The organism is Streptomyces sp. NPDC060035 (assembly GCF_042736635.1).
Lineage (GTDB): Bacteria > Actinomycetota > Actinomycetes > Streptomycetales > Streptomycetaceae > Streptomyces.
The window spans coordinates 242,755-265,431 of sequence record NZ_JBHWVO010000004.1 but is presented as its reverse complement, the minus strand read 5'-3'; the positions used below and the strand labels follow the sequence as shown (position 1 = coordinate 265,431).

General features: G+C 68.9%; 19 protein-coding genes and 1 pseudogene. 3 read left to right on the top strand and 17 right to left on the bottom strand.

Going from position 1 to position 22,677, the window contains the following annotated elements; translation table 11 throughout:
• Positions 1 to 10 precede the first annotated feature (10 nt).
• Genes ACFWBQ_RS08400 through gmd form a run of 5 tightly spaced genes read right to left on the bottom strand, consistent with a single transcriptional unit; the run spans position 11 to position 7,569 of the window.
• A complete protein-coding gene (locus ACFWBQ_RS08400; RefSeq protein WP_385485451.1) occupies positions 11 to 838 on the bottom strand; it encodes a glycosyltransferase family 2 protein in 828 nt (275 codons plus the stop codon).
• Positions 835 to 1,527: a hypothetical protein gene (locus ACFWBQ_RS08395; RefSeq protein WP_385485449.1), complete on the bottom strand. Its 693-nt coding sequence runs from the start codon at positions 1,525 to 1,527 to the stop codon at positions 835 to 837. The genes ACFWBQ_RS08400 and ACFWBQ_RS08395 overlap by 4 nt, the downstream gene beginning before the upstream one ends.
• Positions 1,527 to 3,779 carry a LamG-like jellyroll fold domain-containing protein gene (locus ACFWBQ_RS08390; protein WP_385485447.1) on the bottom strand — a complete coding sequence of 751 codons (2,253 nt, stop codon included), beginning with the start codon at positions 3,777 to 3,779 and terminating at the stop codon, positions 1,527 to 1,529. The genes ACFWBQ_RS08395 and ACFWBQ_RS08390 overlap by 1 nt, the downstream gene beginning before the upstream one ends.
• Positions 3,776 to 6,559, bottom strand: a complete 2,784-nt coding sequence (locus ACFWBQ_RS08385; protein WP_385485445.1) for a DNRLRE domain-containing protein — start codon at positions 6,557 to 6,559, stop codon at positions 3,776 to 3,778. The genes ACFWBQ_RS08390 and ACFWBQ_RS08385 overlap by 4 nt, the downstream gene beginning before the upstream one ends.
• A complete protein-coding gene (gene gmd / locus ACFWBQ_RS08380) occupies positions 6,556 to 7,569 on the bottom strand; it encodes a GDP-mannose 4,6-dehydratase (protein WP_385485443.1) in 1,014 nt (337 codons plus the stop codon). Before gmd ends, ACFWBQ_RS08385 begins: the two co-directional genes overlap by 4 nt.
• Before the next feature lie 114 nt (positions 7,570 to 7,683).
• Here gmd and ACFWBQ_RS08375 point away from each other — a divergent pair, with 114 nt between their 5' ends.
• The gene (locus ACFWBQ_RS08375) at positions 7,684 to 8,655 is read left to right on the top strand and encodes a GDP-L-fucose synthase family protein (protein ID WP_385485441.1); all 972 of its coding nucleotides are present in this window, start codon (positions 7,684 to 7,686) and stop codon (positions 8,653 to 8,655) included.
• Positions 8,656 to 8,705: 50 nt separating this feature from the next.
• On the opposite strand, the gene ACFWBQ_RS08370 is transcribed toward ACFWBQ_RS08375, so the two are convergent.
• The 4 genes from ACFWBQ_RS08370 to ACFWBQ_RS08355 all read right to left on the bottom strand — a co-directional run bounded on the left by ACFWBQ_RS08370 (position 8,706) and on the right by ACFWBQ_RS08355 (position 12,177).
• Positions 8,706 to 10,253 carry a sugar transferase gene (locus tag ACFWBQ_RS08370; protein ID WP_385485439.1) on the bottom strand — a complete coding sequence of 516 codons (1,548 nt, stop codon included), beginning with the start codon at positions 10,251 to 10,253 and terminating at the stop codon, positions 8,706 to 8,708.
• A gap of 240 nt (positions 10,254 to 10,493) precedes the next feature.
• Entirely contained in the window at positions 10,494 to 11,672 is a 1,179-nt protein-coding gene (gene argJ / locus ACFWBQ_RS08365) for a bifunctional glutamate N-acetyltransferase/amino-acid acetyltransferase ArgJ (protein WP_385485437.1), read from the bottom strand.
• An 83-nt stretch (positions 11,673 to 11,755) separates the two neighbouring features.
• Positions 11,756 to 11,905: an FG-GAP repeat protein gene (locus ACFWBQ_RS08360; RefSeq protein ID WP_385485435.1), complete on the bottom strand. Its 150-nt coding sequence runs from the start codon at positions 11,903 to 11,905 to the stop codon at positions 11,756 to 11,758.
• Positions 11,896 to 12,177 carry an integrin alpha gene (locus ACFWBQ_RS08355; protein WP_385485433.1) on the bottom strand — a complete coding sequence of 94 codons (282 nt, stop codon included), beginning with the start codon at positions 12,175 to 12,177 and terminating at the stop codon, positions 11,896 to 11,898. Before ACFWBQ_RS08355 ends, ACFWBQ_RS08360 begins: the two co-directional genes overlap by 10 nt.
• Before the next feature lie 425 nt (positions 12,178 to 12,602).
• Between ACFWBQ_RS08355 and ACFWBQ_RS08350 the strand changes: the two genes are divergently transcribed.
• The gene (locus ACFWBQ_RS08350; protein WP_385485431.1) at positions 12,603 to 13,037 is read left to right on the top strand and encodes an ester cyclase; all 435 of its coding nucleotides are present in this window, start codon (positions 12,603 to 12,605) and stop codon (positions 13,035 to 13,037) included.
• Between the two features lie 44 nt (positions 13,038 to 13,081).
• On the opposite strand, the gene ACFWBQ_RS08345 is transcribed toward ACFWBQ_RS08350, so the two are convergent.
• The 5 genes from ACFWBQ_RS08345 to ACFWBQ_RS08325 all read right to left on the bottom strand — a co-directional run bounded on the left by ACFWBQ_RS08345 (position 13,082) and on the right by ACFWBQ_RS08325 (position 18,225).
• Positions 13,082 to 13,378, bottom strand: a complete 297-nt coding sequence (locus tag ACFWBQ_RS08345; RefSeq protein WP_385485429.1) for a DUF3303 family protein — start codon at positions 13,376 to 13,378, stop codon at positions 13,082 to 13,084.
• A gap of 300 nt (positions 13,379 to 13,678) precedes the next feature.
• Complete coding sequence (locus ACFWBQ_RS08340; protein WP_385485427.1) at positions 13,679 to 14,521, bottom strand: aminoglycoside phosphotransferase family protein; 843 nt, start codon at positions 14,519 to 14,521, stop codon at positions 13,679 to 13,681.
• Between the two features lie 162 nt (positions 14,522 to 14,683).
• Positions 14,684 to 15,466: a triphosphoribosyl-dephospho-CoA synthase gene (locus tag ACFWBQ_RS08335; RefSeq protein WP_385485425.1), complete on the bottom strand. Its 783-nt coding sequence runs from the start codon at positions 15,464 to 15,466 to the stop codon at positions 14,684 to 14,686.
• On the bottom strand, positions 15,456 to 16,334 hold the full coding sequence (locus tag ACFWBQ_RS08330; RefSeq protein ID WP_385485423.1) for an intradiol ring-cleavage dioxygenase: 879 nt from the start codon (positions 16,332 to 16,334) through the stop codon (positions 15,456 to 15,458). Before ACFWBQ_RS08330 ends, ACFWBQ_RS08335 begins: the two co-directional genes overlap by 11 nt.
• Positions 16,335 to 16,686: 352 nt before the next feature.
• Complete coding sequence (locus ACFWBQ_RS08325; protein ID WP_385485421.1) at positions 16,687 to 18,225, bottom strand: glycoside hydrolase family 43 protein; 1,539 nt, start codon at positions 18,223 to 18,225, stop codon at positions 16,687 to 16,689.
• A gap of 123 nt (positions 18,226 to 18,348) precedes the next feature.
• Between ACFWBQ_RS08325 and ACFWBQ_RS08320 the strand changes: the two are divergent.
• Positions 18,349 to 18,585 (top strand): annotated as a pseudogene (locus tag ACFWBQ_RS08320) (hypothetical protein); the annotation flags it as partial.
• A gap of 124 nt (positions 18,586 to 18,709) precedes the next feature.
• Here ACFWBQ_RS08320 and ACFWBQ_RS08315 read toward each other — a convergent pair.
• The 3 genes from ACFWBQ_RS08315 to ACFWBQ_RS08305 form a co-directional block, all read right to left on the bottom strand.
• Positions 18,710 to 19,360: a hypothetical protein gene (locus tag ACFWBQ_RS08315; protein ID WP_385485419.1), complete on the bottom strand. Its 651-nt coding sequence runs from the start codon at positions 19,358 to 19,360 to the stop codon at positions 18,710 to 18,712.
• Positions 19,361 to 19,417: 57 nt separating this feature from the next.
• The gene (locus tag ACFWBQ_RS08310) at positions 19,418 to 21,583 is read right to left on the bottom strand and encodes a hypothetical protein (protein WP_385485417.1); all 2,166 of its coding nucleotides are present in this window, start codon (positions 21,581 to 21,583) and stop codon (positions 19,418 to 19,420) included.
• A 142-nt stretch (positions 21,584 to 21,725) separates the two neighbouring features.
• Complete coding sequence (locus ACFWBQ_RS08305; RefSeq protein WP_385485415.1) at positions 21,726 to 22,181, bottom strand: hypothetical protein; 456 nt, start codon at positions 22,179 to 22,181, stop codon at positions 21,726 to 21,728.
• Positions 22,182 to 22,677: the final 496 nt, after the last annotated feature.

Here is a 22,677-nt window from a genome sequence, read left to right as displayed (position 1 = left end):
GCTCGGCCCGTCAACGTACAGGCGCCTCGCGGGACTTGAGCGCGATCTGCCAGCGGTAGAAACTCATGGCCAGGGCGAAGTCCAGCCCGGCCCGCCCGTCCAGGAACCCCCGCCGGTAGACGTACATGTAGGCGAAGGAGACCAGCGGCTTGAACGGCGCCTTGTGGAAGAGCTGCCCCTGACGGGACTTCACCTTCCTTACCTGTTCCTTGACATCGGGGTGGTGCTCCAGCCACGCCTCCCAGTCCGAGTAGCGGTTGTGCCGCTCGAACCAGGCGGTGACGGGGTCGAGGTCCTGGTGCTCGATGGGGTTGCTCAGCGCCTCAGCCGTCGCGGCGACCGGCTGGTAGTGCCCCTCGACCTCCCCGATGCCGGGCGCCGCGAGATCGCCGACCTCCGGGTAGTGGCACCGGGTCCGGTCGGTCAGCGACCGCTTGCGGATCGTGTACCCGTGCCGCAGCCGCTTCCCCGAGAACCAGTACCCCAGCGGTATGTCGTACGCCGCGGGCTTCGGGGCGTCGGGATCGGCGAATATCTGCCGCAGCTCCGCCAGCAGACCGGGGCTGAGCCGCTCGTCGCCGTCCAGCACCAGGATCCAGTCCAGATCGGTGCGGACGTGTTCCAGGCACCACTGCTTCTTGCGCGGATGGCCCCCGTCCCAGGTGTACGCGACCACCTCGGCCCCGCACTCCTCGGCGATCTTCGCCGTGTCGTCCGTGCTGTGGGAGTCCACGACGACGACCGCCTCGAAGTGGCCGAGCACCGACTTCACCGCCTCGGCGATGTTCAGGCCCTCGTTCTTCGTGGGGATCGCCACGGCGATGGGCAGCTTGCTCAACTCTTGTCTCCTTCGGGCAGCCAGGCGTAGCAGCCTGTGGAGGTGAACGTGCGGGCAGCCGCCGGGACGGTGATCTCCACCCGTCCGCCGGTGTCCGAGGAACCGGAGCCCAGCACCTTGCCGTTCGCCCCGGTCAGCTGCCAGCTGCAGTCCTTGGTGGGGGATGCGGCCCGGTAGCGGCCGGGCCGGAGCTTCGCGCCCTGGTGCGTGCCGTCGGCGTAGCCGAGCGCGGCCTCGTCCACCAGGTCCTGGTGCTGCGGGCACAGATGGGCGACGGCAGGCTTCGCGTCGGCGACCTCGCCGGTGACGATCGCGCCGACGGCGATGTCCCGGTCGGCCTTGACCAGGTAGCGGAGCCTGTCGCAGGTCTCCTGACCGGTCTGGAGCACCGCGGCGGGGTCCATCCCCTTGGGGACACGGTCGGTCAGGTACTCCTTCTGCTTCTTGGTGAACGAGCCGGTGGCCGGAGTGATCCCGTCGGCGGGCACCTTCGGCGGTTCGCTCGTCCGTGCGGCCCCCGGCCCGGCCGGGGAGGCGGACGGCCCGGCCACGGAGGGTGCGGGCGGGGCCGCCGCGGGCGGCTTGGTGCCCGCGGCGGCCCCCTTGCTCCCGTCGGCGGACGAGCCGCAGGCGGCCAGCGCCGCCGTCGCGATGACGACGACGGCGCCGGCCAGGAACGGATACCTCATCAACCCGTCCTCAGGGCGTAGTGGGCGCTGACCTGCGAAGCGGCCAGCGCGGTCGGGTACACGGCGGTCTCGTCGATCTGCCCGGCGAAGAAGTTGCTGGTCGGGCGGTTGGGCCAGTTGTTCAGGTTGTCCCCGCCGACCCGCCAGTAGCCGGGGTAGTTCTCGTTGGTGGTGTAGAGGAAGTTGGACGCGCGCAGCTGCCCGTCGACGTACAGGGCCATCCCGCCGGGGCCCTGGGTGGCGACGACGTGGTGCCAGGCGCCGTTGTTGTAGGAGCCGGGCGTCGTGATGGTGCGGGTGCTGCCGTTGTGGATGCCGAAGACCAGCCGCCCGTCATTGGTCATGTACACGTGCTTGTCGTAGCGGGAGCTGTTCTGCATCGTCAGATTGCCGAACCCGATGATCTTGCCGCCCCGGACCGTGGTGGTCTTGATCCAGGTCTCCACGGAGAACCGGGTGGGCTGCGGATGGAGCTTGTTGCTGTACGCGTACTCGTCGGAACCGTTGAACCCGATCGCGGTCGAGGCACCGGCGACGGCGGCCGGGGTCTGACGGTAGGCGGGTGCGTTGCGCAGGAAGCCGCTGTTCAGCCCGCCCGTGGTGTCGGCGGCGAAGGTGGACGTGCCCTCGTCGTAGCGCCAGTAGAGCGAGGCGCCGTCGGCCAGCACACGCGCCGGATAGCTCTCCGCCGTCGCCGCCACGGTCGCGGACTGCGCCGGGGACTTGGCGCTCGTGTTGGTGCCGTCGCTCGCTGTGATGCGGTAGGAGTGGGTCTCACCCACCGCCACGTCGGTGTCGGTCCACTTCAGCTGGGGCCGGTCCCAGAAGAGCGAGTACCCGGTCGTCGTGTGTACGGGTGTGCTCGCCCCGTCCTTGTAGATCCGGTAGGTGAGCTCACCGTCGTCCGTGTCGAAGCTGGTCTGCCAGGTGACGTCGATCTGTCCCGGAGCGAGCGTGGAGAGGCTGACGTTGGGCACCCACGGCGCCCCGGTGTCCGGGCCGTCGGCGAACCGGGTCAGCCCCTGCTGCGCGGAGCCGTTGACGGTGGTGAACTCCCCGCCCACCCACAGGTAGTGGCGGCCGCCCTTGTCGGTCTGGGCCATCACCCGCGGCCCGACGGGCTCGCCGATGCCGTCGTTGGTGTCCGGGAACCAGGGCAGCAGCTCCGGATCGTCGACGGACTGGGCGAGCAGATGCCTGCGCGGCTGGTCGGGGAACCCGCCCATGCTGGCGCAGTCATGGGCGTGGCTTCCGCTGTACAGCACGCCCGAGTGCACCAGGACTGCCTGGGTGGCTCCCAGGCAGGTGTCCCGCCACCGCTGCTGGAAGTCGTCCAGGTCGATGGCGATACGGCCGTCGAGAACACCGCCCCCGGTGCCCTCGTTGGCGGTGTACAGGCCGGTCGCGTCCGTCGTGAGGTCCTGCACCGTGGAGGTGTTGGGGATGAAGCCGGGGTAACTCTTGGTGAGTGCCCCCGTGGTGGCGTCCACGACGGCCAGTGCGTGCGACGTGGTGCCGTTGACGGTGAAGAAGTCACCTCCGAGCACCACGTGCTGTCCGTCGGGAGTCACCTGGACGGCGCGGGCGACCTCGTCGGCGTCGGCCGCCCACGGCAGCAGGTCGGCGTCCGTGGTGACGGCGGCGAAACTGTTCCTGGTCTGCCCGCCCACACTGGTGAAGTCACCGCCCAGGTAGACGGTGTCCGCGGTGACGTCCAGGGCCCGTACGGTCGCCGAGACGGCGATTTTGAAGTCCTGGCGCGGAGTGCAGGTCGCGGTGTCGATGGCGGCGACATTGCTGACGCCCTCCCCGTTCACCGCCCCGAACTGGCCGCCCGCGTACAGGGTCTGCCCGTCCGGCGACAGCGCCAGCGCGCGAACGGTGGCCGTGCCCGACGAGAGCGTGAACGACAGGCTGCACCCCGTCGGTGCGCCGGTCGCCGCGTCGAAGGCGGCGAAGTTGACCGCGGGCTGCTCGGAGGTGCCGGCCGCGGCGTCGGGCGGCCGGATGGTGGAGAAGGTGCCGCCGGCGTACACGACGCCGTCGGTCGCGGCCATCGACCAGACGATGCCGTTGGTCTGCCAGGTGGTGAGGTCGTCCGCGGTGAGAGACACCGGAGGTGTCAGTGCCGCCGTCGGGGATGCCCCGGCCGCCGCGGCGGTCAGGGCGCCGGCGAACAGGCAGAGAGCGGTGGAGACGGCCCGCACACGGCCGCGTCCCCCGGGTCTGTGCCCCGTGCTTGCGTTCATCATTCAGCTCCGAAGGTGAGAACGAGCTGCGGCCGGTAGGCCGCGGTTCCTGCCTCGCTCGACCAGACGCGGAGACTGTCCGTCCCGCTGCTGGTGAGGGCGAGTGAGTAGACGGAGCCCAGGGCCCCGCCCAGTGCGGACGCGTTCAGCTCCACCGTGTCGTCGGTGGAGACCGAGGTCGCGCCGGTGATGGTCCCCAGCACGGTCGCGGCGAGCGCCGGCCGGGTGTTGTAGGTGACCGTCGACTCGGTCCACGTGCCGGTGACCGGCACGACGCTGTGGCTGTCCAGGGATCCCGCCGTCGAGTCCGACGACGTGCGGAAGGCGAGGCGGGCGCTCTTGAGCACCTGGCCGGACGGGGTCGGCGGAACGGTGAACCGCAGATAGCTCAGATAGGCCGTGGTGCCCCGGGAGGCGAGCTGGCTGTCGTTGTAGTTCGTGTTCGCCGACACGCTGTTGACGTACGCGTCCTCGTCCGGTGTGACGCTCAGCGTGGTGTCGCCGGGGCCGGGCGGGGTGTCCGCAAGCGCGTGGTGCGCGGCGACCTGGGCGGCGGTGAGCGCCGTCGGATAGACCGCGGTCTCGTCGACCTGTCCGGCGAAGTAGGTGCTCGTGGGCCGGTTCGGCCAGGCGTTGTTCATGGCGTCCCCGCCCACCCGCCAGTACCCGTTGTACGAGCGGTTGCCGGTGTCCGCGTTCGTGCCGACGGCAGCCCCGTCCACGTACAGGACCATGCCGGACGGCCCCTGGGTCGCGACGGCGTGGTGCCAGGAGCCGTCGTTGTACGTGTCCGCCGTGGTGATGGTGGGCCGGGTGCTGCTGTTGCCGGACTGGACGCCGAACGCGAGGCGCCCGTTGTCCGTCAGGTACAGCAGCTTGTCGGAGATGCTGCTGGTGTGGCCCTGCGCGGTACCGATGTTGCTGCCGTAGCCGATGATCCGTCCGCCTGTCGTCGAGGTCGTCCGGAACCACGTCTCGATCGAGTACGGCGTGGGCGAGGCGTACCGGTGCAGGCGGTCGCTGTAGACGTACTCGTCGACGCCGTTGAGGGAGAGCGCCGCCGAGCCGGCCACCGCGGACGGCGTGGAGCGGTACGCGGGGGCGTTCGTGTACACCCCCGAGTTGTCGTCCGCAGAGGCGTCCGCCGCGAAGGCACCGCCCGCCTCGTCGTAGCGCCAGTACAGGCCGGCGCCGTCGGCGAGCACCTTCTCCTGGTACGGGGAGGCGGAGGCGGCGGCCGTCACCGAGGCGGCGGCGGACAGCCCGCTGGTGTTGGTCCCGTCGCTCGCCGTGATCCGGTACGAGTACGTCCGGCCCGCCACCACGTTCGTGTCGGTGAAGGTCAGCTGCGGCCGGCTGTAGAAGAGCGAGGAGCCGGTCGCGGTGTGTACGGGAGTGGCGCCGCCGTCGCGGTAGACCCGGTAGGTCAGCAGACTGTCGTCCAGGTCCAGGCTCGAGCGCCAGCGGACCTTCACCTCGCCGGCCCGCGGTGCGGACACGCTCACGGCCGGAGCGGCGGGCGCACCCGTGTCGGGGGTGTTGGCGAACCGCGTCAGCGCCTGCTGTGACACCCCGTTGACCGTGGTGAACTCGCCGCCCACCCAGAGGAAGTCGCGGCCGCCGCGCGAGGCGACGGTCAGGGCCCGGGGCCCGACCGGCTCCCCGATGCCGTCGTTGGTGTCCGGGAGCCAGCCCAGCAGCGCCGGGTCGTCGACGGACTGGGCGGTGAGGTGTTTGCGGACCTGGTTGGGGAAGCCGCCCATGGACGAGCAGTCATGGACGTGGCTGCCCGCGTACAGGACACCCTGGTAGACCCGCAGCGCCTGGGTCGCACCCTGGCAGGTGTCCCGCCAGCGCTGGTCGAAGTCGTCGAGGCCCATGGCGAGCCTGCCGTCGAACGACGAACCCCCGGCCCCCTCGCCCGCGACGTACCAGCCGTCGGAGGCGGCGTCCGTGACGATGTCCTTGATCACCGCGGACGACGGGATGAAGTTGCCGGTGTAGGCGCGGGTCAGCGCACCCGACGATGCGCTCGTCACCGCGAGCGCGTGCGACGCGGCGCCGCCGACGGTGAAGAATTCGCCGCCGATGAGCACACTCGCCCCGTCGGGGGTCACCTTCAGCGTCCGGCCGGGCTCGTCCGCGTCGGGGTTCCACGCGGTCAGGGCGCCCGTGGAGGTGACCGCGCCGAAGAAGCGCCGCGTCTGGCCGTTGACCGTCTGGAAGTCACCGCCCGCGTAGACGGTGCCGTTCGCGGCGACGTCCAGGGCCCGCACGGTCGCGCCGAAGTCGGGCGAGAAGCCCGGACGGAGCTGACAGGTCGCGGTGTTGATCGCGACCAGGCCGTTCGCGGCCGTCCCGTTGACGGCGCTGAAGTAACCACCCGCGTACAGCGTGGACCTGTCCGCGGAGACCGCGAGGGCCCGGACCGTGGCCGTGCCGCTGCTGCGGGTGAAGGAGAGCGAACAGCCGGTGGGCGCACCCGTGGCCGCGTCGAACGCGGCGAAGTTCACGGCGGGCATCGTGTTGCTGCCCGCGGGGGAGCCGGCCGGGCGGACCCCGGAGAAGGTGCCACCCGCGTAGACCACGCCGTTCGCCTCGGCGAGCGACCAGACGATGCCGTTGGTCTGGTAGGTGGAGAGGTGGTCGGCCGTGAAGCCGACGGGCGGGGTCAGCGCGGCTGCCGGGGGAGCGGTGACCGCGGTGAGGGCGCCCGCACCGAGGGCGAGAACCGCCGCGAACACGGCGCCCCGGGTGCGTCTGAGGCGTCCTGGCCGTCTCATCGGTCCACCCGCACGGCCGCTCCCGTGAGCTGGTCGCTCAGCAGCCGGATGTCCGCGTCCACCATGATCCTGGCCAGCTCCTGAGACGTCACCTCGGGCTTCCAGCCGAGCAGCTCCTCGGCCTTGGACGCGTCACCGATCAGTGCGTCGACCTCACTGGGACGCTCGTACTTCGGGTCGTAGCGCACGTACTCGGCCCAGTCGAGGCCCGCGTGCTCGAAGGCGTACTCGAGGAACTGCCGGACGCTGGCCCCCACGCCGGTGGCCACCACGTAGTCGTCCGGGGTGTCGCACTGCAGCATCCGCCACATCGCCTCCACGTACTCGGGGGCGTACCCCCAGTCCCGGACGGCGTCGAGATTGCCCAGATGCAGCCGGTCCTGCAGCCCGGCCTTGATGCGGGCCACCCCGCGGGTGATCTTGCGGGTCACGAAGGTCTCGCCGCGGCGTGGGGACTCGTGGTTGAACAGGATCCCGTTGACGGCGAACATGTCGTACGCCTCGCGGTAGTTGACCGTCGCCCAGTACCCGTACACCTTGGCCACGCTGTACGGGCTGCGCGGGTGGAAGGGCGTTCTCTCGTTCTGCGGGGGCGGGCTGGCGCCGAACATCTCCGACGACGACGCCTGGTAGATCCGGGTGTCGATCCCGCTGGCGCGGACCGCCTCCAGAAGCCGGATGGTGCCGAGACCCGTGACGTCCCCGGTGTACAGGGGCGCGTCGAAGGAGACCCGGACATGCGACTGCGCACCCAGGTTGTAGACCTCGTCGGGACGGATGTCACGCAGCAGGTTCACCAGGGCGACGCCGTCGGAGAGATCGGCGTGGTGGAGCACGAATGAACGATTCGCTTCCTCGGGCCCCTGGTAGATGTGGTCTATTCGCTCCGTGTTGAAGCTCGAGGACCGGCGTATCAGGCCGTGGACCGTGTACCCCTTCTCGAGCAACAGCTCCGCCAGGTACGAACCGTCCTGCCCTGTCACACCGGTGATGAGTGCGGACTTTGCCATGACTCCCCCCTTCTGTGGTCGCCCGATGGGCGGTTGGTTCACCGAAATATCTGCATCTGAGCGCATTGCGGTAAAAGCTCACCCGGACGCGGCGCTGCTGGCACAATCCGAGCCATGACGACCGATATCCCCGGCCCTCCCCAGGAATCCGTCCGCCCCCTCCTACGCCCAGGCGCCCGCATATTCGTCGCGGGCCACCGCGGCCTCGTCGGCTCGGCGCTGGTGCGCCGCCTCGCCGCCGACGGCCACGAGGTGATCACCCGTGACCGCGGCGACCTCGATCTGCGTGACGCGGCACCGACCGAGGCGTTCCTGCGCGACGCCCGTCCGGACGTCGTCGTACTGGCCGCCGCCAAAGTGGGCGGGATCATGGCCAACAGCACCTGGCCGGTGCAGTTCCTGGAGGACAACCTGCGCATCCAGCTCAGCGTGATCGCCGGGGCGCACGCCGCCGGGACGAAGCGGCTGCTCTTCCTCGGCTCGTCCTGCATCTATCCCAAACACGCCCCGCAGCCGATCCGTGAGGACTCCCTGCTCACCGGCCCGCTGGAGCCGACCAACGAGGCCTACGCGCTGGCCAAGATCGCCGGAATCGTGCAGATCCAGTCCTACCGCCGGCAGTACGGCGCCTCGTTCATCAGCGCCATGCCCACCAACCTCTACGGACCCGGCGACAACTTCGCCCTGGAGACCTCGCACGTCCTGCCCGCCCTGATCCGCCGGTTCCACGAGGCGAAGAGGGACGGTGCGCCCGAGGTCACCCTGTGGGGATCCGGCACCCCCCGCCGTGAATTCCTGCACGTCGACGATCTCGCCGCGGCCTGTGTGCGGCTGCTGGAGTCCTACGACGGGGACGAGCCGGTCAACATCGGCTGCGGCGAGGACCTGACCATCAGGGAACTCGCCGAGACCGTACGGGAGGTGACGGAGTACCAGGGCAGCATCGGCTGGGACACCTCGAAGCCGGACGGTACCCCTCGCAAGCTCCTCGATGTGTCCCGCCTCTCCTCCCTCGGCTTCAAGCCGCAGATCCCCCTGCGTGACGGCATCGCCCGCACCTACGCATGGTGGCTCGGGCAGGGCTGACCGCCCCGCCGGGCGTCCATGGGCTCCTCGCATGCGTTCCCCCATCGTTCTCAGTACGCCCCGCGGCCGTCGGTGACGGCGCGGACCGTACGGGCGAGGAGCCCCATGTCCGTGACCACCGACCAGTTGTCGACGTACCAGAGGTCCAGCGACACGCTCTCCTGCCACGAGAGGTCCGAGCGTCCGCTGACCTGCCACAGGCCGGTCAGCCCGGGCTTGACCGCGAGCCGGCGCCGCTCGCGCTCGTCGTAGCGCGACACCTCCTCGGGCAGCGGCGGCCGCGGACCTACCAGGGACATGTCACCCCTCAGCACATTGAGGAGCTGGGGGAGTTCGTCGATGGAGGTCCGGCGCAGCGCCTGGCCGATCCGGGTCACCCGTGGATCGCGGCGCATCTTGAACATCGGACCTTCGCTCTCGTTCGCCCCGGCGAGCTGCGCCTTACGGGTCTCCGCATCCGCCACCATCGTGCGGAACTTCCACATGGTGAAAGGTCTGTTGTGCCGTCCATGGCGGATCTGGCGGTGGAAGACCGGGCCGGGTGACGAGAACCGGACCGCCAGCGCGACCACGAAGAGCAGCGGGGCCAGCACCAGCAGCCCGAGCGCGGCGCCGCTCCGGTCCAGCACGGTCTTGAGCCACGGCTGCGGACCGTGCCGCAGCGGCGGCGCGATGTGCAGCAGGGTCAGTCCGGCGGCGTCGGAGGGCCGCACGCGGCTCGCCGAGACGCCCGACAGCTCCGAGAGCACGCAGAGTGCGAGCCCGCTGTCGTGCAGGCCCCACGACAGCGGGCGAAGCCTCTCGTCGCCGAACTGCGGCCCGGGCACCACGAGTACGAGGTCCGCATCATGGGCGAAGGCGCCGCCGAGCACCGTGGACACGTCGTCGTCGGCCGGCTCGGGAGCGAGCCGGCCCGGTACCGGTGTGTCGCAGTTCAGCTGCGCCGGTCCCACCGGCACGGCGGCCGCCACCGTGTACAGGTGATCCGTACGGGAGTTGAGCAGGGTCACCGCCCGGTCCACCTCTTCGGCCCCGCCGACCACCAGCACCCGGCGTGACGCCTGCCGGTGCCACGTGGAGCCGGGCCTGCCCCGCAGTCCTGTGACGAGCACGGTGGTGGTGAGACCGGGCACGAGCGCCAGGACTGCGGTCGCCGGGTCGAGTGATCCGCCCGCCGCCGCACACAGCACGGCGAGCAGTCCGACGAGCACCAGCCAGTCGCCGACGGCGCCGGACGCCCCACCGGAGTCCGCCGGCACCCGGCCTGCGTACCGGCCGCGCGCCAGGCGCACCCCGGTCCATACGAACGTGGTCAGGGCGCCGATGATCAGTGGTCGCGGCTGATCGGCGGCGCTCAGCACGAGCCAGGCGGGAACGCCGAGCCCCAGTGCGTCGGTCAGGACCAGGAACGGCAGATGCCGGCCCGTCTTCTTCTTCGTCCGCGGTCGGTCCGCGTCGTCGCGCTGTGCGGTTGGAGCTCTCCACAACTGTTCGAGAGCCGCTGTCCGATTCCGGGACGCCGCGGTACGCGGCCGTTGTGCGCCCGCCAGTCCTACCGGCCCGGATATGTCTGTTTCAGGTATTTCGACATGCCCCATGAACCCCCCAGCCACAGTTGCATCCCCACAAACGGGGCGCATCCGCCGATCCCATGGACTGACGGATGCGCCCTCGCTCGGTGCACGATATCCACACACGTGCCATTTCGCTGGAGTTCTCGTGAAGTTCAGACACCGGTGGAGCGTCTGGCTCCGCGGCATTCCGGGGCGGATCTCGGGGTCTGTGCGCAGTTGTTCGGGTCTGATCGCTTTGGGTAAGCGCTTACGCCCTGCTGTGGATCAGGTCGTGTACTCGGAGTTCAGCCGGACATAACCTTCCGTCAGATCGCAGCCGTAAACGGTGAATTCACTGGTGCCGATGCCCAGACCGACACCGATCACGACCTCCTCGCCCCGCATGTGCTCGGCGACCGCGGCCCGGAGTTCGCTGTCACCGGGACCTCCGGTGCGCTGCGGGTAGACGTCGGTCCCGCCGAAGCGGACGGTGACGTTCTCCGGGAGGATGTCGGTGTCGTCCGTGCACTTCCCGATCGCCATCGTCACCCGCCCCCAGTTGGGGTCGCTGCCGTGCACGGCTGTCTTGACCAAGGGGGAGTTGACCACGCTCTTGCCCACCCGCTTGGCCTGGGCGATGTCCCGCGCCCCGCTGACCCGCACCTCGATGAGCTTGCTCGCGCCCTCGCCGTCACTGGCGATGTTCTTCACAAGTGCGAGCGCCACCTCGTACAGCGCCTCCTCGAACTCCGCCGGATCGACCTCGCCGGCCAGTCCGTTGGCGAAGAGCACCGCGGTGTCACTGGTGGACGTGTCCGTGTCGATGGACACCGCGTTGAACGTACGGTCCATGACGCTCCGGAAGATCCGGTCCTGCTCCGACTGCTCCAGCCGGGCGTCCGTGGCGAAGAACGTCAGCAGGGTGGCCATGTCCGGCTCCAGCATCCCGACACCCTTGGCGATGCCCACCAGTGTCGCCGAACCGCACCGCACCCGGAACTCCTTGGGCCGGGTGTCCGTGGTCATGATGGCCCGGGCCGCCCGGTCGAACCCGCCGTCGGGGAACGGCCAGGAGAGCGTCTTGATGTGAGCGCGGATCTGCTCCATCGGATACAGCAGGCCGATCACCCCGGTGGAGGCGATCAGCAGTTCGTCCGCCGGGAGCCCTGTAGCCGCGGCCACCGAGTCGCGCACCTCGCGGGCGTTCCGGTCACCCTCGGAGCCGGTGGCGACGTTCGCGTTGCGTGCCAGTACGACGACACCGCGCGCCCGGCCGTCGGCGGCGGCGGCCCGGCTGAGCACCACGCTGGGCCCCGAGAACCGGGACTTGGTGAACACTGCGCTGATCCGAGCCGGGACGGTCGAGGCCAGCACGGTGAAGTCGTCCCGCCCGTCGTCCGACAGCCCCACCGGGGCGGTGTGCACCGCGAAGCCCTCGGGGTCCCGGGACGTCTTTTCAGCCATAGTCGCCTTCTCTCTTATGCGCTCTCTCGTATACCTATCCATTTACCATACGAGAGCGGTCCGCTGCGGACCTGGCGCCCAGGTCACTGGCGGGAGGCCGCGCGCAGGTGGGTCACGCCGCGGGTGGACAGACCGTCTGCCGAGCCGGGCAGCAGCCAGGTGGAGCCGCGGCCCTTGTCGTCCCCCGGTGCAGAGACCGCCAGGTCGGCTCGGCCGTCGCCGTTCATGTCCATGAGGCGTACGGCAGCCCCGAATTGTTGTCCTCGTCCGGAACGGCGTGGACATCGCGCGGGTCGAGCTGGTGGGTGCCCCTGCCGGTCAGGCCGTCCGGCCCGCCCCGGACGAGGAATACCTGCTCCGCGCTTTTCCCGGGGTGCGCCCATGACCGGGGCGCACCGGCCACGACGTCCTCGTAGCCGTCACCGTTGACGTCCCCGGCGGCGAGCAATTCCCGGATGGTGCAGTCCTGCGAGCCGGAGCCGCCACCGAGGTTCGTCCCGGGCACACGGGCGGCGCTCGACAGCCCGTGCCCGGAACCCCACAGGACAACGGACTCGTCGACGCTCCGGAGGCAACGCCGCGCCCCGAGCCGGGCTGGACGGACGTGGCCCGTTCCGCGACGCCCGGCACACCGGCGCTCAACTACGGCCCGGGCGGCCCGACACCCGCGCGCACGCCGGGGAGTACGTGTCTGCCGCCCAACTCCAGGACCGTGAAGCGCGTCCGACCGCCTGGCTCGACCAGGACCAGGAACTCTCGTGTGGATCACGCCGGGCTGAACTCAGGTCCGCTGTGATCGGTCCGGCAGCGGCTTCTGAGTGAACGTCCGCAGTGGCCTGGCGCGCCCCGGCGCCTGCACGTGACCCGAGGGTGACAATTCCGGCCGTGTGCGCCGTTCCGGCGTGAAGCACGTACGCAGAGAGGGTTCCTGTGTCCACCGAGGAGAACAAGAGGCTGGTTCGCCGCTTCTACCAGGAGATCGACGAGGGCAACCTGGATGCCATGGACGAACTCGTGGCCGAGGACTACAAGGACCACTCGCCGCCACCGTTTCCGGGGCTGGCCTCCGGTCGCGAGGGGCTCAAGCAGGCGTTCCGCCTGTTCTGGGACGCCACACCCGGAACCCACGAGATCGAGGACCAGATCGCGGAGGACGACAAGGTCGTGACTCGGCTGACGGCTCGTGGAGTGCACGAGAGGGACCTCCCGGGCATCCCTGCCACCGGTAAGTCGCTCACGATGACGGGGACGGTCATCCATCGCATCGAGAACGGCAAGCTCGCCGAAAAGTGGTCGGACAAGGACCTCCTCGGCTTCCTTCAGCAACTGGGTGTCATCCCGATGCCGGGCGAGGCATCGGGATAGCCGAGGCTGCACTGCGATCCGAGCGGGCCCGGCAGGGCGGATCGTCAGCCCCGCTGGACTGCGGCGAGGCCCTTCTGCAGGTCCTCGGTGTTCATCACCGGCTGGATCTCGATCTTCGCGCCGAGTCCCTCGAAGAGCGGCTCCGCGATGGTGGGCAGCTGTGAGCTGTCCTGCATGTCGAAGACAAACGTGCAGCTTCGCCCGCCCTCGCTGGGGCCGAAGTAGGCCGCCTCCGGCTTGAGCTGTTCGGCCATCGACTGCATGATCTTCTGCAGGGTGCCGTTCCTGACCGCTTCGTTCGAGATCTGTGTGTCCAAGTGCGCTCGCAGCATGACCCTCATGGCACTGCTCCCTCCGTCGACGGGGACCGGCGCGGTTCCGTCCGCGCTCGTCGACACCCGGTGACGTTCGGCTCAGCATTTCTTCGAGTGGGCGGGGCGGCAACATCTCGTCCTCCATCCGTGCCGCTGTGAACCGCCCGGGTTCGGCAAAGGTCTCAGATCGTGCTGGTGACGGCTCCGGTCCAGCCCTGGCTCCTGGCCGTCTGTCCCCTCGAGTCGGCCGAGTTCGACCGCTGCACCGTGTCGGGATACCGCACACGGTGCAGCGGATCGGGACCCAGCAGCCGCTCCGTCTCGAGTTCAGCCCGGTCCGCGGCGATCGAGTGCAGCACGAACCTGGTTGAGCCCCTCCGCTCTCCAGTGGTCCCGGTCAGGCATGTGGTCGTCCCGGCGCCAGCGCCAGGCCGAGAACATCGCCCAGTTCAGGGCGCGGCACCGGTGAATCAGGTCGTGGTCAGCCCCCGCGTAGTGCTTTCCCACTTCTTCGGGCGCATGACCGAGGTCGAACTCGATCGGCCCACGGCAGGACGTGGCGAGGTCTACGAAAAGCGGCCCTCTCCTCGTGTTCAGGAGGTTGCCCGGATGCGGCTCGCCGTGCAACAACTGGTCGCCCGCTCTGTCGATGCTGATCGCGGCGCTCAGTCCACCGAGTGTGCTGCTGAGGAGTTCCCGGTCGGAACCGGGTAGTTCGGGGGACCGCTCCCGGTCGTTCACCTCTCTCAGTGCCACAGCGACTCGATCGGTGAAATGCGGTGCGTCCAGATCGATCTGGCGCAGGGCGGCATGGTGCCGCAGGAGCACGTCTGCGTAGTCGGCCGGCGCGATCTCCGGTCCCACAGGTTCGTAGTAGGTCCAGAGCGAGACGGCGAAGGCGTCACGGAGGTAGATCCGGTGCTCGACCCGAGGGTCGAGCTCGGCCACCGGAGCATCGACGTCGGTGAGACGGCGAGCAACCTCTACTTCGAACGCGGAATCAGCCAGATGCCCCGAAGGCGCGACCCGAGCCAGAACATCGCAAGGGACCAGGCGCAGCGCGACGCGGTCGGAGTTGTGGATGACGATCGCATCGTCGACCTGAAGGCCCAGCTCCGAAGCGGTCGTCCGCCCTGCCTCAACTGCGCGGCGGAGTTCTGATGGCTCCATACCGTTCTCCCTCATGGTTGAGTACACATGGTTGAGTACACATACACGTCTGGGGATATCAGCGAGGCCCCGATGTCTTCGTGAGCATCATTCGGCGCCCGGACCCGGACCCGGACCCGGCGACAAGCATCGCGAACACGTGCCCGGACACGTAACAGAGCCCTACCGGTCGAGGCGGTCGAGGAAGAGGGCGGCCGCGAGCAGCGGTTCGCTGCCGCCCGCCCGCAGCTGGTGCCGTCGCAGGTCCCCTTCCAGTACGGCGAGGGCCTCGCGTCCCGCATCGGTGCCGGTGCCGCCGGCTTCGAGGACGGCACGGGCACCTGCCTGCACCAGCCGCAGCCCCGCGGGTCCCGCCGTGTACAGCGGGCCCGTGTCCTGGAGCGTGCTCATGATGCCGATCAGCGCGTCGAGGCGTGCGTCGTTTCCCTTGGTGCGCAGGGTACTCAACGCCCGTCTGGCATGCGGGAATCCGGCCCTTGCCTCCCCCTTGGCGCCCGCTGCCCCGTATTTTGCGGCGACGCTGGAGCCGACCGTCGGGCGGCGCGGGGCGCCCCGGTCGGGCAGCGCAGCAAGGGTCTTGGCGGTTCCCGGGATGTCGTGCGGCTCCAGGGCGGCTGCCGCGACCAGCAGCCCGAGCGTCCATACGGCACCGCGGTGCACGGCGGTGCCGCAGGCCGCGAGCCGCGCGGACCGTTCGGTGGCACGACCGATCGCCCCCAGCTCCATGCGTAGTTCGCGACTGGGCGTGCCGCTGCGGCGGGCTGAGGCGGCCATCGCGGCGAGGCCGGGGTGGAGCGCCTTGGCCGCCCAACGGGCCGTGGCCAGGTCCATGCGGCCGGGACCGGTGCCGGGTCCCCGGCCGTCCCTCAGGCCCGGCTTCGGGGTGATCTCCACCGCCTCGACCAGGGCGCTGACGGCCGCCCCGGCAAGGTCGTTACGAGGCATTGCTCGGAGCGCCGCTCGGAGCGCCGGTCGGCGGAGGACCGCTCGGCGGTTCACCGCCGCCGCCGTTTCCGCCGCCGGCCCCGGTGTTCTCCGCGTCAGGGTCGATGCCGACCGTGAGCGTGCCGACGTATCCCTTGGTGGGGTCACCGGTGATCGTCATCAGTCCGTCCTTGGCACCGCCCCCGCCGTAGACCATGTCGTCGTCGAGCCTGGTGGGTGTACCGGTGTGCTGTGAGTACGGGGAGAGCCGGTGGACCACGTCACCGTAGGCGTCTTCGAAGAACAGCTGACCGGTGTAGTTGACCTTGCCGCCCTCGTAGGTGCCGTCCTCCTTCCGGCCACCTGTGTGCACCTTGAGGTGGATGTGGGTGACACGCGGGGTGTACCAGCCGGGATAGACGGTGGTGAACTCCACGACCCCGTCGTCGCCCGCGATCTGGTAACCGCGCAGATACGTCTTGTCGTCCGCGCCGCTGGTGTCCTCGCTCTCGGCGGGAGCTTCGCCTCCCGGGCTGGCTGTGGTGTAGCCGGAGTAGTAGCCCCAGGCGTCGCAATGCCAGATCTCCACCGCGGCTCCGGAGACCGGATCGCAGGACTCGGTGGTGTCCTGCACGGTCAGCCTGACCGTGAGCTTCACGCCCTTCTTGCCGTCGGTGATGTCCTTCCGCACCAGGGCGTTGTCCAGGTAGTACGGACCCTCGGTGACGCTGGACATGAGGACGCACTGCCCGGACCCGGACGAGGTGCTCCCCGTGTCGGAGGTCGATCCGTCCGAGCTGCCGCAGCCCGCGAGGGCCAGCCCTGCCGCACCGGCCGCCGCACCTCCGATGACCAGGACTTTTCGCCTGTCGATCCTGTTGTCGCGCATACCGCGCACACTAGGTGCGCCGGCACGGAATGGGCTGTCCGCCAGCTGTGACAGGGCTGTGCCCACTCAAGGTGGCCCTGCCCACGGGGCTGCGCCCGCCCGGCCGGGCGGAAACGGGCGGGCCCACGGAGCGGGCAGCATGTCGCGGACACAGACTCGGTTTGACCTGTGCCGGTGCAGTAGCTGAAGGCAGGAATCGCCTGGACGATGCCTTAGGCCCCCATCGGAGAGTTCGTTCTCTTGTCGACCGGGTGCCATGGACCTACGGACGCTCGCGCCGGCGTCGTCCGGCCGCCCCACTGCGACCTGGTCCCATCGTGGCGGAAGCAGGGCCGCGGAGGGGCGGCGCCCGTCAGGCAGGCCGCAGCTCGAACCAGTCGAAGGCCGCGCTGCCGCGGGTGGCATACATGCCGATGACGCGGCCGGTGAAGCCGCCTGCGACCTCGGTGGTGAGGTAGCGGCCGTCGAGTTCGGCCAGGACCTCGAAGGCGCCGTCGGCCGTCTCGTACCCGAGGCGGAGGGTGTCGGGGCCGCCTACGCGCAGTCCGGGCGGGGCAGGGGCCTCCGGATTTGTGTCGCGGACGGTGACCGTGGGCGGCAGGACGTCCTTGGTGGTGACGTCGATCCGCAGGGTCACGGGGCCGGGCGGCAGGCTCTGTTCGGCGACGGTGTGGCGCAGCGGGCCGATCCTGGCGACGGCGCGGACCGTGCCGTCGCCCGTCTCCACCTGGTAGTGGTGAGCCTCGTCCAGACGTACCGCGAGCCCGGCACAACCGCCGTCGTCGACGGCGACCAGCGTGCGCGCGCTGCAGTCCGGATCGCGCTGGCGCCGCCCCACGAAGAGCGCGCCGGGCTTGTCGAGGCTGTCCGCGCGGGCGTGCAGGACCAGGTGGTCCGGCCGCTCGTCGAGGCGGACGGCCGCCGGGTCGTGCCGTCGGAGCGTCACCCAGCAGGGTGCGAGGGTGCTGGAGTCGAAGTCGTCCCGGTCCGGCTCGTGCGGCCAGGGATGCGGCGACAGCTCCGGAGCAGGCGCGCGCAGCTCCAGCGGACCCGGCAGCGGCCACTCGTCCTCCCAGCGCACCGGCACCAGAAACGTCTCCCGGCCCAGACCGTGGTACATCGGCGTGTCACCGCGGGGCCGGGTGCCCAGCAGCACCATCCACCACGTGCCGTCGTGCGCCTGCACCAGATCGCCGTGGCCGGTGTTCTGCACCGGGTGGCCGGTACTGCGGTGGGACAGCACGGGGTTGGCAGGGTGCGGTTCGAACGGCCCTGCCGGCGTGCGGGCCCGGGCCACCGACAATGCGTGCCCGCGTTCCGTGCCGCCCTCCGACAGCAGCAGGTACCACCAGTCGCCGATCCGGTACAGGTGCGGCCCCTCGGGATACTGCAGCCCGCTTCCCGACCACATCGCCACCGGCTCGCTCAGCAGCTCGCCCGTCATCGGGTCGATGCGCACCCCGCGGATACCTTCCGAGGAGAACACGCACCAGCAGTTGCCCTCCTCGTCCCAGGCCAGGTCGGGGTCGATGCCCGGTATACCGACCGGCACCGGGTCCGACCACGGTCCCGCGGGGTCCTGTGCGGTCACCAGGACGTTGCCCGCGCCGGCGACCACGGTCGTGATCATCCAGAACCGCCCGCCGTGGTACCGGAGCGTGGGCGCGTAGACCCCTGTCGAGGACGGGGCGGTGTCGGGCAGGTCCAACTGCGAGGGCCGGTCCAGCGCGTGCCCGATCAGCCTCCAGTGCACCAAGTCGCGGCTGTGCCACAGCGGCACCCCGGGTACGTACTCGAAGCTGGACGTCGCCACGTAGTAGTCGTCACCGGCCCGGCAGATGCTCGGGTCCGGGCTGAAGCCGGGTATCACGGGATTGTCGAAGAACGTCATGTCAGTCCTGAGGAGTGTGGTCGGGCAGGGAAGTTCCCTGTGGGGTCATGAAGTCCGGCTGCGCGCCAGTCAGGGGACGCACGAATGCCAACGGCTGCGCACGGCGGGTGGTGTTTCCCACCAGTTGATCGCGGACGCGGCGAGCGCATCATCGTCGTCACCCCGCAGAGCGTGCTGGAGCAGTTCCAGCACGAGCTGCGGATCCGGTTCTGCATCCCCCTCGTACGCCTGGACTCCCTCGGCATCCAGCGGATCCAGCGCGAGATCCCGGCGGGGCGGAACCCGTTCACGCACTACAGGCGCGTCATCATCTCCGTCGACATCCTCAAGAACATCGGTCAGTTCCGCCACCACCTGGAGTGTGGAGTGCGTCCCTCTCGCCCTTCCGGCTGCTCACGCCCAGGATTTGTACGATCGCTTTCAAGCGCTGCGGCTTGCCCGGCCGCCGTGAGAGGTTGTGATTCGGGGTGGCTAATGGGCCGGCTCAGGAAATTTTCGTTGAGTCGGGCAGGGCACGGGGCACGACGGGCTTGTTCTGGCAGTCGAGCGTGTTGGTCATGACGCGGGCTGAGTGGAGGAGGAGCGTGAGGTGGTCTCGAACGTTCACGCCGGCGGTGAGTGTGTCGGTCAGTTCGCCCGCAAGCGGAACTTCGCGCTCCTGCCCTGACGGGGTGCCCGGGATTTTACACTGCACGTAGACCTGGTATCTGGCTTCCCTGTATTCATCGGCCCCGTAAACGAGTTTCACGTCCGAGTTGACCTGCGTCAGATGAGGCTTCAAAACGATTCCTGTCTCGATTTCTTTGTCGAAAGCAGTATCGAAAGGGAAGGGGGAAGGTTTGTAGGTGAGGCCGATCCGCATCCCCGTGGAGATGTCGGTTCGGATCATGCACATATTCGACTCGGCGTACGGTGTCGGCTTACTCGCGGGAGTCCATTTTCTGACTTGATCATGGTGGCTGGTTCGGGCGTCGGCCAAAGAGGCCGGGCTCTTGAAACGCAGCTCTTCGGATCCTTCGACCCCACGGTCTATCTGTTTCAGTCCGGACGCGCCGAACATTGCCTGGCATGCTCTGCGCTGCGCGGCCGCCGCATCCGTATCTGTTTCACCCGTCGTTTCCGAGCATGCGCTCACTCCGAGAGCCAAGGAGCACATCAGGAGGAGGCGGGCAGGTGCAAGTGTCCTCATACGTCACCAGCCCCGGGCGTCGTCGGTGTCGGTGAGCTTTCCGCCCCTGTTGTACGCGTCATCGGCTTTGTCCCTCAGCTCGCGGACCTCGCCGCTCTCCATACCGTGTGCCTCCACGTAGTTGAGGAGGGGCCCCATCGCGTTCTGCCGCCCCTCAGCCTTGGCCTTGTCGATGCCCTGGGCCGCTTCGTCATGGTTCTCGAACTCGTGGTCCTTGAGCCATTGCATGGTTTCGTTACCGAATTGCGTGGTTGCGCCGCCGCCGATGGTCTCGATGGCCAGAGGAACAGCAACCACGGCTACCGCTCCAGCAGGAACTATCGCCGCCGTTGTGACACCCACCGCAGCGCCGATCGTGGCCTCGGCGGCGAAGTCACGCCAAGCGCCCTGTTGTTCCAGTTTCAGGTTACGTGCGGTCTTTTCGTCCCCGAATTCCTTGCCTATGGCCTCGATGCGCGCTTCGTCCAGCATGCCGTGCATCTTGGCACTGTGCAGGCCGGCCGCGACGGCGGAGTCGGTGTCGTTGCCCTGGGCCGTCATGAGGCTCGCCCCATAGACCTGTTGGGCCACGGAGAGAGTCGCGTGCGAATCCTCGTCGGCTCCCAGGGCCCGCATGAACTGCATGCTGCTCGTCTCACCGAAATCGCGCAGGCGATGGGCGTCCTTCCCGAACAACCCGTCCCGGTCAACAAGATCGCCACTACCGCCCGTGTTGTCCATGGTGTAGTTCAAGCTGTCGATGTGCCCTGCCGCCATGGTGGCCAGACTTTCGCGGATTCCGTCCTGCTTCTCGATCGTGTCGGCGGTCTTGTAGTGGTCGACCACCTTCTCCATGAGTTCGGTCCGCTCGTCGCGAGCCGCGTTCTGTGCCTCGGAGCCCAGCTCAGGGATCGATGGAGGCGAGGCGTCGTACGGGCGCCCGAGGGTCGCCGACTCCAGGGCGTGCCCGAGGTTCGTGTAGCCGGTCGTCTTGCCGTCGCCGTCGAGCGGCCAGGTACGGGCGTCTTTACTGTCCTTGTCGACCAGGTAATCCCAGTTGCTCACGGTGTCCAGATCATCCTTGGCGCCTTGGCCGGACGAGCCGTTGAAGAAGTCGAGGGAAGCTTCGGGGTTGTGTCCCAGCGCCTCCATGAAGCCGGCGATCGGGTCGTTGTCCGGCTTGTTGGTGTTCGGAGGGTAATCGAGCTGAGCCGCGTGGCCCGGGTTGTCCCAGAGCCAGTCCGGGCCCGCTCGCTTGTTGCTGCGTTCGAACTCGATCAGACTCTCGCCGTAGTCGCCGAGGAAGGCTCCGTCCCACTTCCCCTTGGTCATCAGACTGCTCATGACCTGGTATCCGTACGGGGCACTCATGATCCCCGGATGCTTGATCCGGTCATCACCTGCGGCGATGATCCCGTCCTTCCACTGCTGCATCGCGGGCGAGTCGACGTGTGACGCGGTGGCCAGCGTCAGGCCGAGGTTGTCCTGCACCTGGGAAAGGATCTTCGCGCGGTCGCCGGTCGGGGTGTCACCGTGGCCTGGATCGGCAAGGCTGCGCCAGAACTGGAGCGTTCCCTCCGGCCCCAGTTTCGTCGCGAAACGTTCGGCGAAAGCCGGGTTGTCCCGTTGGTACGCGGCGACCTCGTTGAAGTGCTTCAGCTGCGCGTCGGTCATACCGTCGGCCTTTGCCGCGAGTTTCAGCATCGCGTCCGCGTCCTCGATGCCCTGCTTGCGATCCGCGTCCTCCAGCCCCTTGTAGCCGGAATCGCTGAAGTTGTACTTCCCCGCCGCGTGCTTACGCAGGGCACGTGCGGCGATCCTGTCGACCTCGTCCGCCGCCGACAGGATGCGGCCCACCTCGGCGGCAGCCGCGTCAACCTCGTCCTGGGTCGCAGGCTCGATCTTTGCCGTGCCGGCCGCCGCGCCGGACGGCACGGAGCTGACCGCCCCACCATTCTCATTGATGTGCACGTTGCGCTTCGCCCACCGGTCGATGGTGGTCTGAAGGTCTTCCTTGTGCTTTTTGAGATCGGCGTGGGAGTCCTGCAGAACCTTGTGCACGCTGCGGGCCTCGGTCACCACATCGGTGAACTCCGCCGCGGTCTTGGTGACGAACTGCCGTGTGACACTGGCGTTCTGTCCTTCCCAATCGGCATTCTCCGCCTGCACTCTGAGTTCCGAGGCGTTCACGTCACCGGTTCCCGCGGAGCCTTCGCCCGTGGCCAGGGACTGGAGCTTGGAGACCATCTGCCCCCAGTCGGCTACCGCCGACTGCAACTTCCCGAGGCGCAGATTGAGCAGTTCCGAGACCTTTGGCATGCTGCTTCCCCGTCTACTTCCAGTAGTCCTGTATGCGCGACTCGGTCATGGGCGCGTCCTTTGCATCCCGCATTGCGGTCGCGATCTGCACTTCGTCCTTGGCATGCTGCGCTCGCGAGTAGTCAAGATGGTTGGAGATGTGAGCGCAGGCTTCCTTGAGCGTCCCGACCTTGGTGTTCCATGCGTCGTGGAGCTCGGTGAGCGCGGAGCCCATGTCCAGGCCGTCGTTGAAGAGCTCGATGGAAGCGTCGAAGGTGTTCTGGCGCGCATGATCCGCGTCTACGCGCAGCCCCTCCCGCAACGTGTAGGCCAGATTGCCGAGCTTTCCCAGCTGGTCGTCGTGGACAACCAGATCTTTCTGGCCGCCCCCACCCCCGCCCCCGGAGGCGGCTGCCTGGTTCAGTTGCATGTGTGCCGCGCGGCTCGCCGCAACCTCGGCCTTCGCCAGTTCCCACTCGTCCCATGCCATGCGTCAGCAAACTCCCCCGTGCGCGATCAGAAAGTCCGTGCGCATGCCAACGTATCAAGGAGCCCTTCAGGGCTGGGGGCGCTGGGCGGCCGTTGGTGGGCGGTACGCACTGATGGCGCTCCTGCTGAAACGGGTCCACAATCAAGATCACACTGAGCCGGCAGGAGAGCGGGGCTTTGGCTCTCGTCAACCGCCCTTGCACCCTCAGCTCAGTCCCTGCAAGGCGTACCGAGTTCGAGCGACCGGCTCAGCACACCTCTGCGCCGCCGTCGACGCGTTCGCTCCGGGCCCGGTACGCCTGCCCACCGTACGGCCCGCTGATCTGGAGACCCGCGCAGGGCCGGGCCACCGTGGCTCTCATGACAACCCCCGCCGGCCCCACGGCGTCCAGCGACCGAGCACTGCGTGAAGCGCGCACGTCGTTCTCCCAGCGGTTCAGCTCCACCCCGCGCGGAGCGCGGCTCGCCCGTGGCCGCCCTGGTCGTCGCCGAGCCGG